The sequence below is a fragment of the Chryseobacterium kimseyorum genome, from assembly GCF_025971945.1.
GTDB classification, from domain to species: domain Bacteria; phylum Bacteroidota; class Bacteroidia; order Flavobacteriales; family Weeksellaceae; genus Chryseobacterium; species Chryseobacterium kimseyorum.
Map to the genome: position 1 here is coordinate 1 of NZ_JAPDHW010000004.1, position 16,965 is coordinate 16,965.

Below are 16,965 nucleotides of genomic sequence, written 5' to 3' on the forward strand. Positions count from 1 at the left end.
GATTTCTATAAATCTGATGAGTTTTTAAGTTTTATTAAACATAATACTATCGAAGAAATCTTAACTGGATTTGAAAACTATGGTAAAAATCTAATAGATATCAAAGGAGCGACTGATTTACATTTTTTAGAAAATAAAGAAAACTTAACTACAGCTTTATTATTTTTATCAACACAATATACAAGAACTAAAAATATCAAATACAGAGTTAATAAGACCTTGCGAAAATATGACTTATTATACAATGCACAAAATGATAATTTCTGGATGTTTTTAAGTTTTGTTTATGCTTTAAATATAACATATTATCTAAGTGAAAAATTTAACTCAAAAATCATTGTTTACAATAATGTTTCAGAATTAAATTTCATAACATCAGACCAACCCGCCTTTAATTCAAATCAACAAAATAAAGATGAAAATGGTCATGTAACTGGTTTTGATCTTTTTTACGCTTTAAATCCTAAAGTTGCTATTAAGTTTGTCTGTAATAATGGTTCAGAATCTTTTGAGATACATAATGTAAATAAAAACGAAGTGATTGAGATTAATAAAATGATTTTTGAATTTTCATATAAAAACATATTCTTTGTAAACGAAAATGACATAATAAATTTATCTTTATAATCAACCCAATAATTTATTTTTCAATTTATTAAGCTGATATTCAATCTTATCCAAACACAAATTTCCGATACTTCCCTGATGGGTATGATTTAAATTTTTAACTTCAAAATCAAACTCTTTATTTTCGATCTCCTGCCCCACTTTTACATAAGCATCACGGAATGAACTTCCGTTTTTCACTTCTTCATTAATTTTTTCTACACTGAAAAGATATTGATACTTTTCATCTTCCAAAATCCCATCTTTCACCTGAATATTTGGTAACGTATAGCTTAAAATTTCAAGACATTCTTTCAAAGAGTCAATTGCAGGGAACAGAATTTCTTTCGTCAACTGCATATCTCGGTGATAGCCGGAAGGAAGGTTATTTGTCAATAAAATAAATTCATTCGGTAAAGATTGAATTCTGTTGCAGCGCGCACGAACCAACTCAAAAATATCCGGATTTTTCTTGTGCGGCATAATACTGCTTCCCGTTGTAAATTCTTTTGGAAAACTTATAAAATCAAAATTCTGACTCAAATACAGGCAAACATCATAGGCAAATTTCCCCAACGTTCCTGCCAATGTTGCCATTGCCATCGACAACATTTTCTCTGATTTCCCACGTGTCATTTGAGCGTACACAGAATTATAATTCATCGACTGGAAACCTAAATTATACGTTGTACTCTCACGGTCAATCGGGAAAGATGAGCCATAACCTGCCGCCGATCCTAAAGGATTTTTATTAATAATACTTTTAACCGAGTAGAGCATTTCCACATCATCCAACAATGCTTCTGCATAAGCTCCAAACCATAATCCAAAAGACGAAGGCATTGCAATCTGTAAATGCGTATATCCGGGAAGCAAAATATTTTTATGCTGATCTGCCAGTTTAATTAATATTTGAAAAAATTCGTCCGTCAATGTTGTGATTTCACGGATTTCATCCAGTAAATACAGTTTTATATCCAATAAAACCTGATCATTTCTTGAACGGGCGGTGTGAATTTTCTTTCCGGTGTCTCCTAATTTTTCAATTAAAATAGATTCAATCTGCGAATGTATATCTTCCGCGGTTTTATCGATTTCAAAAGTTCCATTTTCGATTTCTGCTAAAACTTTTTCCAATACAGATAACATCTGCGCTGATTCTTCATCGGAAATAATTCCAACTTCTGCCAGCATTTTACAGTGCGCCATCGAACCTTTCACATCGTATTTTGCTAAGCGTTCATCAAAGTCAAGATCTTTCCCGACTGTAAATTTATTGACTAATATGTTAGTGGCGTTGTTGTCTTTTTGCCATATTTTTTTCATAATTTTTTCTTTAAAACATTAATTTACTTTTGTCTTGAAATCGAAGATTCGACGTAGTCAAACAAAAGAAACAATCCCGAAGCTTCGGGACAAGACTTGGAAACTCCGGCTAAAATTTTAAATTATTTCCTAAAATTTCCAAAACTCGGGCGGGAAGTATTATTTGAAATAATTAGATTATTTTTTGCCGCCACTCAGACAGTGGAAATTTTTTAACGGAAATAATATAAAATTTCTTAACGCCTCCGTTTCCTAAGTCGTTATTTGCAGACTTCATTTTCAATCTTCCCTCTTCCAGCTTCCAGTCTATAAAACTTTTTCAAGTATCTTAATATAAATCTCAATTCCCTCCGCAATTTCTTCGATAAAAATAAATTCATCTGCAGTATGAGAGCGCCTGCTGTCACCAGGACCGAGCTTCACCGATGTACACGGAATAATTGCCTGGTCGGATGACGTAGGTGAACCGTAAGTTGTCCTCCCGATTTCCAGACCTGCTTTTACAAATGGATGATCCTTATCGATTTTTGAGGAATTTAGCCTGAAAGATCTTGCCGTTAAAGTTGATTTCATCTGGGACTGTATGATTTCAAACGCTTCCTGATTAGAATATTCATCAGTAACTCTCACATCTAATGTGAATTGACATGATTCCGGAACTACGTTATGCTGCACGCCGGCATGAATTCCCGACAAAGTCACTTTAACTTCACCCAAATAATCTGAAACTTTTGGAAATTTGAAATTTAAAATCTGCTGTACATCCTCCATACATTTCACGATTGAGTTATCATCGTTCGGATGAGCGGCGTGAGAAGGAGTTCCTTTCATCTCTCCGTCAATAACCAACAATCCCTTTTCCGCAATCGCCAGATTCATCTGCGTTGGTTCTCCCACAATGGCAAGCTCGATATTGGGTAGTTGAGGAAATAAAGCTTCAATTCCGTCAAATCCTGAAATCTCCTCCTCCGCTGTCAGAGCAATCAATAAATTATATTTTAAATCTTCTTTATCGAAAAAATGTAGAAAAACCTGAGCCATCGAAACCAGAGAAGCACCGGCATCATTGCTTCCCAATCCAAACAGTTTTCCATTCTTTTCAACCGCTAAAAAAGGATCTAAAGTGTAAGCTTTATTTGGTTTTACCGTGTCGTGATGAGTATTCAGCAAAATCGACGGCTTGAAAACATCGAAATTTTTATTCACCGCCCAGATGTTGTTTTTAAAACGTTTTGTAGGAATATTGTTCTTTTTAAAAAAGCTTTCAATCTCCACCGATGTATTATATTCATCTTTGCTGAATGATGGAATTTCAATCAGTTTTTTCAGCAAATCCACTGCGTTATTCAGTAATTCTTCTTTACTATAAACAGATTTCAGTTCCTGCATGCTGGTTTTCTATATGGTTTTTTAGTTCAGTCTCTTTAATTAAGAACACCTTATTTACATTATTTTGTACGGCTCCAAGAGCATTTTCTAATTTTGGCAAAATTCCTTTGTACAATTTCCCTTCATTTTTTAAAAGAGAAAATTCTCCTTCAGAAATATTTTTGATGACAGAGTCAGGATTTTCGACATCTTCCAAAACCCCTGATTTATCAAAGCAATACAATAATTCAACATCATATTTTAAAGATAAAGCCTGAGCAATCACCGAAGCAATCGTATCTGCATTGGTATTGAAAAGATTTCCTTTTTTATCGTGTGTGATCGCTGAAAAAACCGGAACGAGTTTAAGCTTAATCAATTTTGAGATCAATTTCCTGTTCACACTTCTCTTCTTGATATCACCTACAAATCCGAAATCTATTTCTGCATGTTCTCTTTTTTTAGCTTTAATTAAATTCGCATCAGCGCCTGAAAATCCTATTGCCTTGCATTTTTTCTGCTGAAGTTTTGCCACAATATTTTTGTTGATTCCACCCGCATACACCATCGCCACAATATCCAAGGTATCTTTATCGGTAATTCTCCGGCCGTTGATCATTTTCTGTTCAACACCAAGTTTATCAGCCAATGTGGTTGCTAATTTTCCGCCACCGTGAACTAAAATTTTCTTTTCTTTAATTTCAGAGAACTGCTCCAGAAATTCATTCAGTAATTCTTCATCATCGATTAATGCTCCGCCGATTTTTATGATGTATAGTTTTTCTTTCATTATTTAATTCATTTACATAGGATTGCATCCTATTCTGGATTATGTCATCCCTTTGGGACTTTGATTGAACTTAATTAAGATGATTTACTTAGAATTCAATTCATCCAAAATCTCAGAGAACACAGCCTGTGCAGAGAAAATCCGGTTTTTTGCCTGTTGATAAATGATGGAATTTTTACTATCCATTACTTCATCGCTCAATTCTACATTACGACGAACCGGAAGACAGTGCATCACTTTTCCCTGATTGGTATTGGCTAATTTTTTATTCGTCAGCATCCAGTTTTCTTTCACTTCAGGCATTGCCGCATAATCATCAAAAGACGACCAGTTTTTCACATAAATAAAATCTGCATCTTTTAACGCTTCCTCCTGATCATGAATTACTTTCACATCTTTAGTAAAGTTTTTATCCAAATCATAACCTTCAGGATTAGCGATCACTAATTCAACATCCATTTCCTGCATCCATTCTGCGAAAGAATTTCCTACCGCATGAGCAATCGGTTTGATGTGAGGCGCCCAGGTTAAAACTACTTTTGGCTTGGATTTTACACTGAGCTTTGCCTGTGGTGAGCTTGACGAATCATCGAAGTGCCAGTTTTCTGTAATTGTGATACAGTCTGCCAAACTTTGCAAAGGGTGACGTGTCGCCGATTCCAAAGAAATAACCGGAACTTTCGCATGTTGTTCGAACTGACTTAATATACTTTCGTTCACGTCATCTTCCTTGCTTTTCATTCCCGCAAAACAACGAACTGCAATGATGTCACAATATTGATTTAATACTTCAATGGCATCTTTAATATGCTCAACAGTGTCGCCATTCATGGCGGCTCCGTCTGCGAATTCCAGACTCCATGCTTCCTGTGCAGCATTTAGCGTCAGAATATTTAAGCCTAAATTTTGCGCCGCAATCTGACTGCTTAAACGCGTTCTCAAACTTGAATTTAAAAATACAAGTCCTATTGTTTTACCTTTTCCTTTCTCGGTTTCCGAAAGAGGATTTTCTTTAATTTGTAAAGCTTTTTTTATGATTTCCTGTAAGTTTTCAACATCGCTTACAGAGGTGAATTTTTTCATTTTGAATTGGTTGTTTTACCACAAAAGTCACAAAAGATTTTTCCAAATTTTAAAGTCTAATAGTTTGAAAATATAAGTTCACATAAGATGAAAATCAGAGATTTTCATTAAGCTTTAATGCTCTTTAAAAAGCCTGATAGATTCTTAAAATGATAAAGCTTTTGTGACTTTGTGGTTAATTAAAAATTATAGATTTTCTAAAACACTTTTCAAAGCACCGATAAAGAAATCGGTTTCTTCTTTTTTAATGTTCAACGCAGGAAGAATCCTCAACACAGCCTTATCATTGGAGTTTCCTGTGAAAACATGATGATTGTACAACAGGCTGCTCCTCACTTCTGAGCAATCCCTGTCGAGCTCAATTCCGATCATCAGGCCTTTCCTTCGGATCGTTTTAATATGTGGAAAATCTTTAATTTTATTTTCAATATACTCGCCCATTTCCTGAGCATTTTTGATGAGATTTTCCTCTTTCATCACGTCCAAAACCGCAATCGCAGCGACACAAGCTAAGTGATTCCCTCCGAAAGTAGTTCCCAGCAAACCGTTGCTTGCCTGAAATTTTGGATGAATTAAAACACCGCCGATTGGAAAGCCATTCCCCATTCCTTTGGCTGTCGTGATAATATCCGCTTCAATTCCGAATTCCTGATGAGCGAAGAAATATCCACTTCTTCCGTAGCCTGACTGAACTTCATCTAAAATCAAAACGGCGTTATATTTTTCGCACAGTTCTTTGATTTTAGTTAAAAATTCAACCGTTGGAATCATAATTCCGCCAACTCCCTGAATTCCTTCAATAATAACTGAAGAAATTTCATTTCCTTGCTTTTCAAAAATCGCTTCAAGCTGTTCGATATTATTCCAATCAGATTTTATGAATCTTTCGTCATAATTTACCGGAGCTACAATTTTTGGATTGTCGGTCACAGAAACCGCTGCCGATGTTCTGCCGTGAAATGAACCTGAGAAATACAGCACGTTGCCTTTTCCATTGTGAAAAGAAGCCAGTTTTAGAGCATTTTCATTCGCTTCAGCCCCTGAATTACATAAAAACAGATTGTAATCTTCTAAGCCTGAAAGTTTTCCCAATTTTTCAGCTAATTCAGTTTGTAATTCATTCTGAACCGAGTTTGAATAAAAAGATATCTTATCTAATTGTTTTTTTAATTGATTTTGATAATGCGGATGGTTGTGCCCGATAGAAATAACGGCATGACCTCCGTAAAAATCAAGATATTTTTCTCCTTTATCGTCCCAAAGAAATGATCCCTGAGCTTTTACCGGATTGATGTTGAATAATGGATATACGTTGAATAAATTCATGTCTATTTATAAATGATAATTGATGTTTGATGAATAATTTACAAATTCATCCCTAAAATTCTTTTTTTAATTTCTTTTGCCTTGAAGCAAAAGAAACAAAAGTTCAAGACTGGAAACTTCCGCTAAAAAACATTTTTGTTCTCTAAAAATTCTAAAACTTGCGCGAAATCGATATTTGTTCTTCGATTCGACATTTGTCTCGCGCTTCGAACAGTAGAATTTTCTTAACGTTCACAAAACTATTTTTCTTAACGCTCCATTTTCCTAGGTCGGATTATTGTCCGTTTTAAAATGCAATTGGCTTTAAATTTAATCCTAAATTCTCTTCCCAGCCCATCGCAATATTCATGTTTTGAACTGCTTGTCCCGAAGCTCCTTTCAACAAATTGTCAATCGCTGAGTGAATAACTGCAACATTTCCACTCTTTTCTATATGAATCACACAGCGATTGGTGTTGACAACCTGTTTTAAATCAATTGCTTTCTCACTTACCTTTACAAAAGGCGCATCTGCATAAAAATCCCTAAACAATTGATGAATATCCGAAAGTTCTACATCTGTTTTCACCGTGGAACTCGTAAAAATTCCTCTCGCAAAATCTCCTCTCCACGGAACAAAATTCAGACTGATTTCATTCGTATTAAAAGAAACTAACTGCTGTATAATCTCATCCACATGTTGATGTGTCAAAGTTTTATAGGCTGAAATATTATCGTTTCTCCAGGTAAAATGCGTCGTTGGCTGCAATGACTGACCGGCACCTGTTGAACCTGTAATTCCTGTTATATATACCTCATTCAATAACCCTTTTTCAGCCAATGGAAGCAAAGCCAGTTGAATTGCCGTTGCAAAACATCCCGGGTTCGCAATACTTTTTGCTCCCAAAAGGTGTTTTTTGTTGATTTCAGGTAAACCGTAGATAAAATCTCTGTTTCCAAAATTTCCATCTAAGCGAAAATCATTTCCTAAATCGATCACTAACGTTTCATCTTTTACAGCATTCTGAGTCAGCCAATTCTGGCTTTCTTTGTGCGGAAGACATAAAAATAAAATATCTACCTCTTCAGGCTGATCCGTTAAAATCATTTCACAGACCGTCGTTAAATCCGGGTACAAATCTGAAATTTTTGTCCCCGAATTTGAACGGCTATATAAAAAACTCAATAATATGTTGGGATGAAAAGCCAACTGACGAACTAATTCGCTTCCTGTATAGCCGTTGGCACCGATAATTCCTGCCGTCTTTTTGATATTAATCATTTTATTGGTTTTCACGGATTTCGACCGCAAATATTATTGAACCCTATCGGGTTCTGATTGCTTGTTGATTTAATAATCCATAGGTTCCACCTATGGCTATTCGTATTGAACCCTTCGGGTTCGTCCTTATAACGCAGAATTAATCTGATGGTATATATTTAAAGAATTGCTTACAATTTTCGTGTATCCTTTCACATCATCGCCTGTCCAAGCTCTGTTTGCTTCTCCGTAGCTTCCGAATTTATCGGACATCAGGTCATGTTTAGATTCAATTCCATTTAAAATAAACCTGTATGGATGAAGGGTCACATATACTTTTCCGCTTACTGTTTTTTGAGAATCGACTAAGAAAGACTCAATATTTCTCATCACAGGATCTAAGAAAATTGCTTCGTGAAGCCAGTTTCCGTACCAATCAGACAATTGGGATTTCATCATCTGCTGATATTTTGAAAGCGTATGTTTCTCCAATAAATGGTGTGCTTTGATAATCACAGATGCCGCCGCCGCTTCAAATCCTACTCTTCCTTTAATTCCGACAATCGTATCACCAACGTGGATATCACGACCGATTCCATACTCAGAAGCTAATTTTTCAATTTTTTGAATGGCATAAACCGAATGTTCAAAGTTTTGTCCATTTACCACTACAACTTCGCCATTCTTGAACTCAATTTCCAGTTCGGAAGGCTGAGTTTCTTTAATCTGAGATGGAAAAGCTTCCTCTGGAAGATAATTTCTTGAAGTCAAGGTTTCTTTGCCACCGACTGAAGTCCCCCAAAGTCCTTTATTGACAGAATATTGAGCCTTTTCGAACTCCATTTCGTAGCCATGGATTTTCAAAAATTCAATCTCTTCTTCACGGGACAAAGACAGATCACGAATCGGAGTAATAATTTCTACGTTCGGACACATCACCTGAAAAATCAAGTCAAAACGGACCTGGTCATTTCCAGCACCTGTACTTCCGTGAGCAATCGCATCAGCACCGATTTCAATCGCATATTTTGCGATTTCCTGCGCCTGGATCGTACGTTCAGCACTAACAGACAATGGATACGTATTGTTTTTCAACACATTTCCAAAGATCAAATATTTTACGCAAGAATTGTAATAATCCTCCTGAGCATCAACGCACCTGTATTCTTTAACCCCAAGATTTAAGGCTTTTTTCTCAAGTTCTTTTTCCTCTTCTTTAGAAAAACCTCCGGTATTTACAGTCACTGCGTATACTTCATATCCAAGTATTTCGCTCAGATATTTGGCACAGTAAGAGGTATCTAGACCTCCGCTAAACGCTAAGATTACTTTCTTGCTCATTTTTATATTTATTTTCGGGTTGATTATCGTCAACTCCATTTACTTTACTATTTTCAGGAACGAAAAGCATTGCTGTACAAAGGCAGTTTTTCCGTTCTTTTTTCATTAAAATTTCATAATTCACGCAGCTTTTGCATCCGCTCCAAAACTCATCATCCTGCGTTAATTCAGAATAAATCACTGGTTTATATCCCAAGTCACTGTTGATTTTCATCACCGCCAAACCTGTAGTTAAACCAAATATTTTTGCATTGGGAAATTTTTCTCGTGACAAAGCAAATACTCTGTCTTTGATTAAAGTTGCAATACCTCCATGCCTGAATTTTGGAGAAACAATTAACCCCGAATTGGCTACAAACTGACCGTGCGACCAGGTTTCGATATAGCAGAAACCTACCCATTCACCATTTTCTGTAGCGACTACAGCGTTACCTTCCGAAATTTTTTTACTTAAATATTCGATGGAACGTTTAGCGATTCCCGTTCCCCGCCGCTGTGCAGAATCATACATTTCCTGCTGTATTTCACTCACATACATTAAATGTTCGCATGAGGAAATTTGTATTTCCATTTATTTATCTGAATTTTTTGGCAAATTTAAAACATATTATCTTTAAAAAACAAATTAAAAAGATAATTTTATTGTTTAATTAATATTAACAGGTATAATTATCTTATTGTTAAGATTTAATATTGCTAAATTATTATATATTTGCTAAAATACTATATATGGAAAGTATCTGTCCGAAATGCAAAAGTGAAAAAGTCGTAAAAAGCGGAATCATTAATGAGAAACAAAGATTCCACTGTAAGGATTGTAATTATTACTTTACCGTTAAAAAATTAGGAAAAAAAATTGATGATTACTATGTGACCAAAGCACTACAATTATATCTTGAAGGCTTAAGTTTCCGCGAAATAGAAAGGATTATCGGTGTTTCTCATGTGACGGTAAGTTCCTGGATCAAGAAGTATAATATTACAAGACCACCCCACTCCGATTTTCACCCGGTTTATAAAATTTTAAAGCAAAATGAGTTGATCGAATACATTTCCAAAGAAGAAAACATTAGAGATTCAGGTTTAATTATCACTCAATTTGCTGACAAGTACATGTTGATTAAATGGGAAAGATTTAAAAAATAAATTAAAATTTCTAGTACATTTCTGCTAAAATTAAATTTCAAGAACATCAATTTAATTATTTAATAAGCATTATATTAAATGATTATAACTAAAATTTTGCTTAAATATTTAAATTTTCCGACCCATCAATCATCATTGATCATTAATCAACTATATTATAAGCACTAATATATACTGAATTTTTATAACTAAATTATTAATTCCAATTTGGCTTTCACAAAATAACAGCCAAAAAATTAATAATTTATGAAGAAAATATTAAGTTTTATTGGATTAGCTTTAATCAGCAGTTCTGTATACAGTCAGGGTTCTCCTGATTATGGAAATGGTTTAAAAATAAATTTAAATCCTGAAAGAGATAAATATGTCAGATTTATTCTCTGGGATCAGTTCTGGATCAGGAACACCGAAATGAACCCCGGAAGTATGGTTGGCGGAGAAGCCACTGACAATACCTGGAATTTAGGAAACCGACGAGCACGTATTTTAGCCTACGCTCAAATCACGAAGCGTTACATGATTCTCACCCATTTCGGGATTAACAATCAGACTTTCATCAACGGTGGCGCGACAGGAACAACAGGAACCGGCGGCTACGGAAATGGTAAAAAACCTCAGCTTTTCTTTCACGATGCATGGAATGAATATGCAGTCGTAATGCCTGGTGAAGCAGGAAAATTCAGCTTAACATTAGGTGGTGGTCTTCATTATTATATGGGACTTTCGCGTATGACGATGGCTTCTACACTGAACTTTCTGACTTTGGATTCTCCGGTTTTCAGCTGGCCCTTGATTGATAATTCAGATCAGTTTGCGAGACAGATGGGTCTTTTTGCCAAAGGTAAATACGGAAAATTTGAGTACCGGATGAGTTTAAACAAACCTTTCGCAACAGATTTAGTTCCGGCAAATACGCTGATTCCCGGAAATGAAGTCGCTGTTGACAACAACGGAAATCCAAACTGGTCTAAGGCAGGTTATTTTGAATATCAGTTTTTAGACACAGAGTCTAATCTTCTTCCTTTCAAAGTAGGTTCTTACTTAGGAACCAAAAAAGTTTTCAACGTTGGCGCAGGATTTTACCATCAGGCGGAAGGAACGAGAACTTCAGTCAACTCAAACATCGAAAAACACGATATTACCTTACTTTCTGTAGATGCTTTTGCTGATATTCCTTTAGGAGAAGCGAAAAATAAAATGGCTGTTTCAGCTTATGCAGGATATTTCAACTATAATTTCGGACCGAATTACGTGAGAAATTTAGGTACAATGAACATCGCAGCCAACGACCCGAATTTTGTCGGACAAAGAGCTTTAGCTGGTCCCGGAAATCTACAACCGATGATCGGAACCGGAAATGTGGTCTATGCTCAGGCAGGCTTGTTATTGCCAAGCCAGGCTGAAAAACCGAAAATCAGAATTCAGCCATTTGCTGCTTATACATATAAAGATTTTGAAGCGTTTGATAAACCATCGTCGCAGTTTGATGTGGGAGCCAACTGGTTTCTGGACGGTCATCACGCAAAAATCACGACACAGTATTCTACGAGACCGGTTTACACAAGTCCGACAGAAAACCCGAAATCTAAAGGAGAATTTATTGTACAGCTTCAGATTTATTTATAAAAACCAATTCCATTTAAATTAATTATTAACAAAAAAAATCTATTGATATGAGCGAACAACACCACGATGTTTACGAGAATATGACAGATAAGCAGAAAAACCGAACCATCTGGAGCGTGATCACCGCATCGTCCCTCGGAACCTTGATAGAATGGTATGATTTCTATATTTTCGGAAGTCTGGCAGTCGTTTTGGCGACCAAATTCTTCCCCGCAGACAATCCTACTGCAGCATTTTTATCTACGCTGGCCACTTTTGCGGCTGGATTTGTAGTGAGACCTTTCGGAGCCCTGTTTTTCGGAAGACTGGGAGACATCATCGGGAGAAAATATACTTTCTTAGTGACTTTACTGATCATGGGATTTTCAACCTTCCTGATCGGATGTATTCCGGGATATGAAACGATCGGATTTATGGCGCCGGTTTTAGTTTTAATTTTAAGACTTTTACAGGGTTTGGCCTTAGGTGGAGAATATGGTGGCGCAGCAACTTATGTTGCAGAATATTCGCAGCCACACAGAAGAGGTTACTGGACTTCATGGATTCAGACTACCGCTACAGCAGGACTTTTCATTTCACTGATCGTTATATTAATTACTAAAAATACACTCTCTGCAGAAGATTTTGACTCATGGGGATGGAGAGTTCCGTTTTGGATTTCGATTTTAATGGTTGGAGTTTCATATTTTATCAGAAAAAACATGAAGGAATCTCCGCTTTTTGCAAAGGCTAAAAGTGAAGGGAAAACTTCAAAAAATCCTTTAAAAGAAAGTTTCGGTAATAAATTCAATTTCAAATTTGTCTTGTTGGCTTTATTCGGAGCTGCGATGGGACAAGGGGTCATCTGGTACACCGGACAGTTTTATGCGATGAGTTTCCTTCAAAAAGTAATGAACATCAATTCGATGCAGGTTGATTATCTGATGGCCACAGCACTTTTGATGGGAACACCGTTCTTCGTGTTTTTCGGTTGGCTTTCAGATAAAATTGGCCGAAAAGCGATTATGATGACCGGAATGCTGGTCGCAATTTTAGCCTACAGACCGATTTATGACGCGATGTACAAAAGCGTCAATATCGAAGCAAAAACAGTTGCAAGTGAAGGTATTAAAGAAACAAGAGTTGCAGCCATTCACAAAACGATTGCCTCAGACAGTTTAGTTACATTTCACAAAGAAACGACTTATACAGACGGAACTTTAATTAAAAAAGACAGTATCGTTCACTGGTCAGCCGCCGGTCCTGTGATGAAAGACGGAAAAGCGGAAGAGCCAAAAGTTTCAACATCGATTACGTTGAACGACGACACGAGATGGTATTTGGTTTTCCTCGTATTTATTCAGGTGATTTTTGTGACGATGGTTTACGGTCCGATTGCCGCATTTTTAGTTGAAATGTTCCCGGTGAGAATCCGTTATACCTCGATGTCGTTGCCATATCATATTGGTAATGGGGTTTTTGGCGGATTGCTTCCCGCAGTAGCCACTTATCTCGTAACTTCCGGAAAAGATGCAGGACATGCAACGTGGTATCTTGAGGGACTTTGGTATCCGATCGGAGTTGCCGCAGTCTGTTTAGTCATCGGATTGATTTATCTGAAAAATAAGAACAACAATATCCACGATTAATAGGGATAATCACTCAAAAATTTATTAATTTTAAATCTACTAAAATGAACGGATTAAAAAAAATATTAGGCATTGTATGGATTTTAGCCGCCCTGATCGTCGCCTATTTTGGAATAACGGTGATGGGCATCCCTAAAATCACATCAGGAAAACAGGAAGACCTTGTGTTCGGCATCATTATACTTTTTGTATTGGTTCCGATTGTCACAGGCGGATTGGCCATCTTTGGATATTATTCTTTGACTGGAGAATATTCTGACGAGAAATAATTTATAAATGATAGATGATAATTGATGAATGATTTCGGTCTGTTCATCAATTATCGTTTTTAATAAAAAATTGACCGAAAATCATAACCCTTGAATCTTCCTTCAACAAGCTCAGGATGACATAGTAGTAATTTTAGATAGAAGTTTTTCTCTCTTTTAAGGTTGGAGAAAAGCAGAATTATTTTAAATTTTTTATTAAAATTGAATTAAAAAAAACTTTAAACATTCGAATCAATCAATTATCATTCATCAATAATCACTTATGAAAAAGCGTCACGAACAAAAACTGATCATTCTGAGCGTAGGTCTTTTGATTGCGTTCAGCATTCCTATTTCATTGTTGTTTAACAGTGAAAGGGAAGTTTTTGGATATCCGATGATTCTTGTTTATTTCTTCGCAGTCTGGATGATTTCCATCATTATTTCTTTTGTAATCGTAAAAAAATATGATGAGTAGTTTCGCATTATTTATCGTTGTCCTTATTTATCTCGCACTTTTGTTCTTAGTTGCCCATTTGGCAGAGAAGAAAAAGAGTAAAATCTGGATCAATAATCCCTACATCTATGCGCTGTCGCTTGCTGTGTACTGCACCGCATGGACGTATTATGGAAGTATCGGCGTGGCAGCGACCAGCGGACTCAATTATTTACCGATTTACATTGGTCCGATCATGGTAATTCCGGCCTGGATTTACATTAATACCCGAATCGTCCGCATCTCAAGAGTTAATAAAATCAGCAGTTTGGCAGATTTCATTTCATTAAGATATGGAAACAGCCGTAGTTTCAGTGCAATCATCACTCTGGTTTGTCTGTTTGCAATTATTCCATACATTGGATTGCAGATCAAAGCAATTTCCGAGACTTTTCATTTAGTTACAGAAACTAAATTTTCTCAAAATATTTTAACGGACAGCGGAACTTTTGTAGTTATATTAATAGCTGTCTTCTCATCGTATTACGGAACAAAGTATGTTGATGCCTCAGAAAAACGTTTGGGAATTATTTCTGCCATTGCTTTGGAAAGCTTCCTGAAGTTATTCTTCATTATTATTTTGGGATTATTCGTTATCTATTATGCGTTTGACGGATTTTCAGACCTCTATCAAAAAGCCAGCAAATTCCCTGATTTTAAAGCAAAAAATACATTTAACGGAATTGAAGGCGCGATGAACTGGATGGTTCTCTGCATGATTTCCGGAACAGCCATCTGTATTTTACCGAGACAGTTTCACACCGCAATCGTTGAAAACAGACAGGAAAAACACATCAAAACTGCAATCTGGTTTTTCCCTCTTTACCTTTTAATATTTACGATTTTCATCTTCCCGATTGCCTGGGGCGGAAGATTGATTTTCAACGGACAAAACGTGAATCCCGAGTTCTACTCTATTCTCATTCCGCAACATTTTGACAATACTTTGATTACTGTTCTGGTGTTTTTGGGAGGTTTGAGTTCATGTATTTCAATGATTATTATTTCGGCGATTACTCTGTCTATTATGCTTTCAAACAATTTAATTATTCCTTATGGTTTATTGGGGAAATTTAAAGCTGAAAATGAAGTTCAAAATACAAGAAACATTACGAACATCCGCAAATTCTCGATTTTCGGGTTGATTATAGTTGCTTTTGCCTTTTATAAATATTTCATTTTAAAAACTTCTTTAGATTCTGTCGGACTGATTTCATTTGTCATTATTGCTCAATTGGCACCTGCATTTTTTGGAGCAATATTCTGGCGAAGAGGCAGTTATCAGGGCGCAGTGGCCGGACTTTTAGCTGGATTAATTATTTGCTATTTCGGACTGATTATTCCGCAGTATTATTTTTCCTACAATTCTGAATTGAAGGGAGTTTTAAGAGATTTGTATAATGCTTTTCAGTTTTTTGACATTTCATTTTTAACCCAAATTCCTGAAATTTTCTTTTGGTCAATTTTGGTAAACACTGCCCTATTTACCATACTTTCCGTGAGTATGAAAGGAAATTACCGTGAAAGAAATTTTGCCGAATTGTATGTTGATATCGATAAATATATTCAAAACCACGAAAATGCTTTCATTTGGCGTGGAACTGCTTATGTTTCTGATATTCAAAATATTCTGGAACGTTTTTTAGGCAAAAAGAAAACTGAACAGGCCATGCGGATCTTCAATATCAAATACAATATTGATTCACAAACCGAAACCGCCGATTCCAGATTTATTAAATTTTCTGAAAACCTTTTGGCAGGAAGAATCGGGACTGCTTCGGCAAAAATTCTGATTGAAGGCGTAACCAAGGAAGATAAAATTTCATTGAAGGAAGTTTTAAATATTTTGGAAGAATCAAAAGAGAATATCACGCTGAATAAAAAACTGACCGAGAAATCTGAAGAACTAAAACAGCTTTCGAACGACCTCAGTGCCGCCAATGAAAATCTCATCGTAAAAGACCGTCAGAAGGATGATTTCCTGGATTCTGTTGCGCATGAACTGAGAACTCCAATTACAGCAATACGTTCGGCAGGGGAAATTTTAGCCGATGACGACGATATACCTTTAGATATTAAAAGAGAATTTTTAAATAATATCATCACAGAGTCTGACCGTTTGAGCGAGATTATTAATGATATCCTTTATCTGGACAAGCTTCAGCACGGAGAAATTGCATTAAACATTCAGGAAAATAACATTATCGAAACATATAAAAAGGCTTTAAACCCTATCCTGCATTTGATTCAGCAGAAATTTATCCATGTCAGCGAAGTTGATTTATTGAAGCATTACCAGTTTGAATACGATGAAGCGAGATTTATCCAATTGTTTCAGAATATTTTGGGAAATGCACTTAAATTTACTGATGAACAGGGAATAATTCAGACGAAACTTTCAGAAAAAGATGATAATTTGATTATTAAAATTTTCAATACTGGGAAAAATATTCCCGAAGAAGATCTGGAAATGATTTTCGATAAATTTTATCAGTCTAAAAATCAAAACATTATCAAACCTACCGGAAGCGGCCTTGGACTGGCAATTTCCAAACGAATTATCGAAGCCCACAACGGAACCATAAAAGCAGAAAACAGCGGATTGGGTGTGACGTTTACCATCACGTTACCCATCATAAAAATGACAGATAATGACGCAGAACCCGAAAAGTAGCCCTGGATGAAATCGAGGCACGAGATTCGGCTAAGCCAAACCTGATATTGGAAGCAACAGATAAGAA

At 35.9% G+C, this 16,965-nt stretch carries 15 protein-coding genes; 7 read left to right on the forward strand and 8 right to left on the reverse strand.

Annotated elements, in window-relative coordinates:
* On the forward strand, positions 1 to 627 hold a 627-nt coding region (locus OMO38_RS06645; protein ID WP_264749428.1), incomplete at its 5' end, for a DUF4238 domain-containing protein.
* On the opposite strand, the gene argH is transcribed toward OMO38_RS06645, so the two are convergent.
* From argH to OMO38_RS06685, 8 genes are all read right to left on the reverse strand, one after another.
* A complete protein-coding gene (gene argH, locus OMO38_RS06650; RefSeq protein WP_264749429.1) occupies positions 628 to 1,932 on the reverse strand; it encodes an argininosuccinate lyase in 1,305 nt (434 codons plus the stop codon).
* 306 nt (positions 1,933 to 2,238) lie between these two features.
* The gene (locus OMO38_RS06655) at positions 2,239 to 3,321 is read right to left on the reverse strand and encodes a M20 family metallo-hydrolase (RefSeq protein ID WP_264749430.1); all 1,083 of its coding nucleotides are present in this window, start codon (positions 3,319 to 3,321) and stop codon (positions 2,239 to 2,241) included.
* Positions 3,296 to 4,090: an acetylglutamate kinase gene (gene argB, locus OMO38_RS06660; protein ID WP_264749431.1), complete on the reverse strand. Its 795-nt coding sequence runs from the start codon at positions 4,088 to 4,090 to the stop codon at positions 3,296 to 3,298. The genes OMO38_RS06655 and argB overlap by 26 nt, the downstream gene beginning before the upstream one ends.
* A gap of 84 nt (positions 4,091 to 4,174) precedes the next feature.
* Positions 4,175 to 5,173 (reverse strand): Rossmann-fold NAD(P)-binding domain-containing protein, encoded by a 999-nt coding sequence (locus tag OMO38_RS06665; protein ID WP_264749432.1) that lies wholly within the window; start codon positions 5,171 to 5,173, stop codon positions 4,175 to 4,177.
* A 186-nt stretch (positions 5,174 to 5,359) separates the two neighbouring features.
* Positions 5,360 to 6,499 carry an aspartate aminotransferase family protein gene (locus tag OMO38_RS06670; RefSeq protein ID WP_264749433.1) on the reverse strand — a complete coding sequence of 380 codons (1,140 nt, stop codon included), beginning with the start codon at positions 6,497 to 6,499 and terminating at the stop codon, positions 5,360 to 5,362.
* A gap of 286 nt (positions 6,500 to 6,785) precedes the next feature.
* Positions 6,786 to 7,760: an N-acetyl-gamma-glutamyl-phosphate reductase gene (gene argC / locus OMO38_RS06675; RefSeq protein ID WP_264749434.1), complete on the reverse strand. Its 975-nt coding sequence runs from the start codon at positions 7,758 to 7,760 to the stop codon at positions 6,786 to 6,788.
* A 126-nt stretch (positions 7,761 to 7,886) separates the two neighbouring features.
* Positions 7,887 to 9,080, reverse strand: a complete 1,194-nt coding sequence (locus OMO38_RS06680; protein WP_264749435.1) for an argininosuccinate synthase — start codon at positions 9,078 to 9,080, stop codon at positions 7,887 to 7,889.
* Positions 9,052 to 9,651 (reverse strand): GNAT family N-acetyltransferase, encoded by a 600-nt coding sequence (locus OMO38_RS06685; RefSeq protein ID WP_191735207.1) that lies wholly within the window; start codon positions 9,649 to 9,651, stop codon positions 9,052 to 9,054. The genes OMO38_RS06680 and OMO38_RS06685 overlap by 29 nt, the downstream gene beginning before the upstream one ends.
* Positions 9,652 to 9,809: 158 nt before the next feature.
* Here OMO38_RS06685 and OMO38_RS06690 point away from each other — a divergent pair, with 158 nt between their 5' ends.
* The 6 genes from OMO38_RS06690 to OMO38_RS06715 all read left to right on the forward strand — a co-directional run bounded on the left by OMO38_RS06690 (position 9,810) and on the right by OMO38_RS06715 (position 16,898).
* Positions 9,810 to 10,226, forward strand: coding sequence for an IS1/IS1595 family N-terminal zinc-binding domain-containing protein (locus OMO38_RS06690; protein ID WP_264749436.1), 417 nt, complete (start codon positions 9,810 to 9,812; stop codon positions 10,224 to 10,226).
* A gap of 246 nt (positions 10,227 to 10,472) precedes the next feature.
* On the forward strand, positions 10,473 to 11,852 hold the full coding sequence (locus OMO38_RS06695) for a porin (protein WP_264749437.1): 1,380 nt from the start codon (positions 10,473 to 10,475) through the stop codon (positions 11,850 to 11,852).
* Between the two features lie 47 nt (positions 11,853 to 11,899).
* On the forward strand, positions 11,900 to 13,480 hold the full coding sequence (locus tag OMO38_RS06700) for an MFS transporter (RefSeq protein ID WP_264749438.1): 1,581 nt from the start codon (positions 11,900 to 11,902) through the stop codon (positions 13,478 to 13,480).
* A gap of 44 nt (positions 13,481 to 13,524) precedes the next feature.
* A complete protein-coding gene (locus tag OMO38_RS06705) occupies positions 13,525 to 13,749 on the forward strand; it encodes a DUF6814 family protein (protein WP_056080148.1) in 225 nt (74 codons plus the stop codon).
* A gap of 262 nt (positions 13,750 to 14,011) precedes the next feature.
* The gene (locus tag OMO38_RS06710; RefSeq protein WP_047442934.1) at positions 14,012 to 14,206 is read left to right on the forward strand and encodes a hypothetical protein; all 195 of its coding nucleotides are present in this window, start codon (positions 14,012 to 14,014) and stop codon (positions 14,204 to 14,206) included.
* Positions 14,199 to 16,898 (forward strand): ATP-binding protein, encoded by a 2,700-nt coding sequence (locus OMO38_RS06715; RefSeq protein ID WP_264749697.1) that lies wholly within the window; start codon positions 14,199 to 14,201, stop codon positions 16,896 to 16,898. Before OMO38_RS06710 ends, OMO38_RS06715 begins: the two co-directional genes overlap by 8 nt.
* The last annotated feature ends 67 nt before the right edge of the window (positions 16,899 to 16,965 follow it).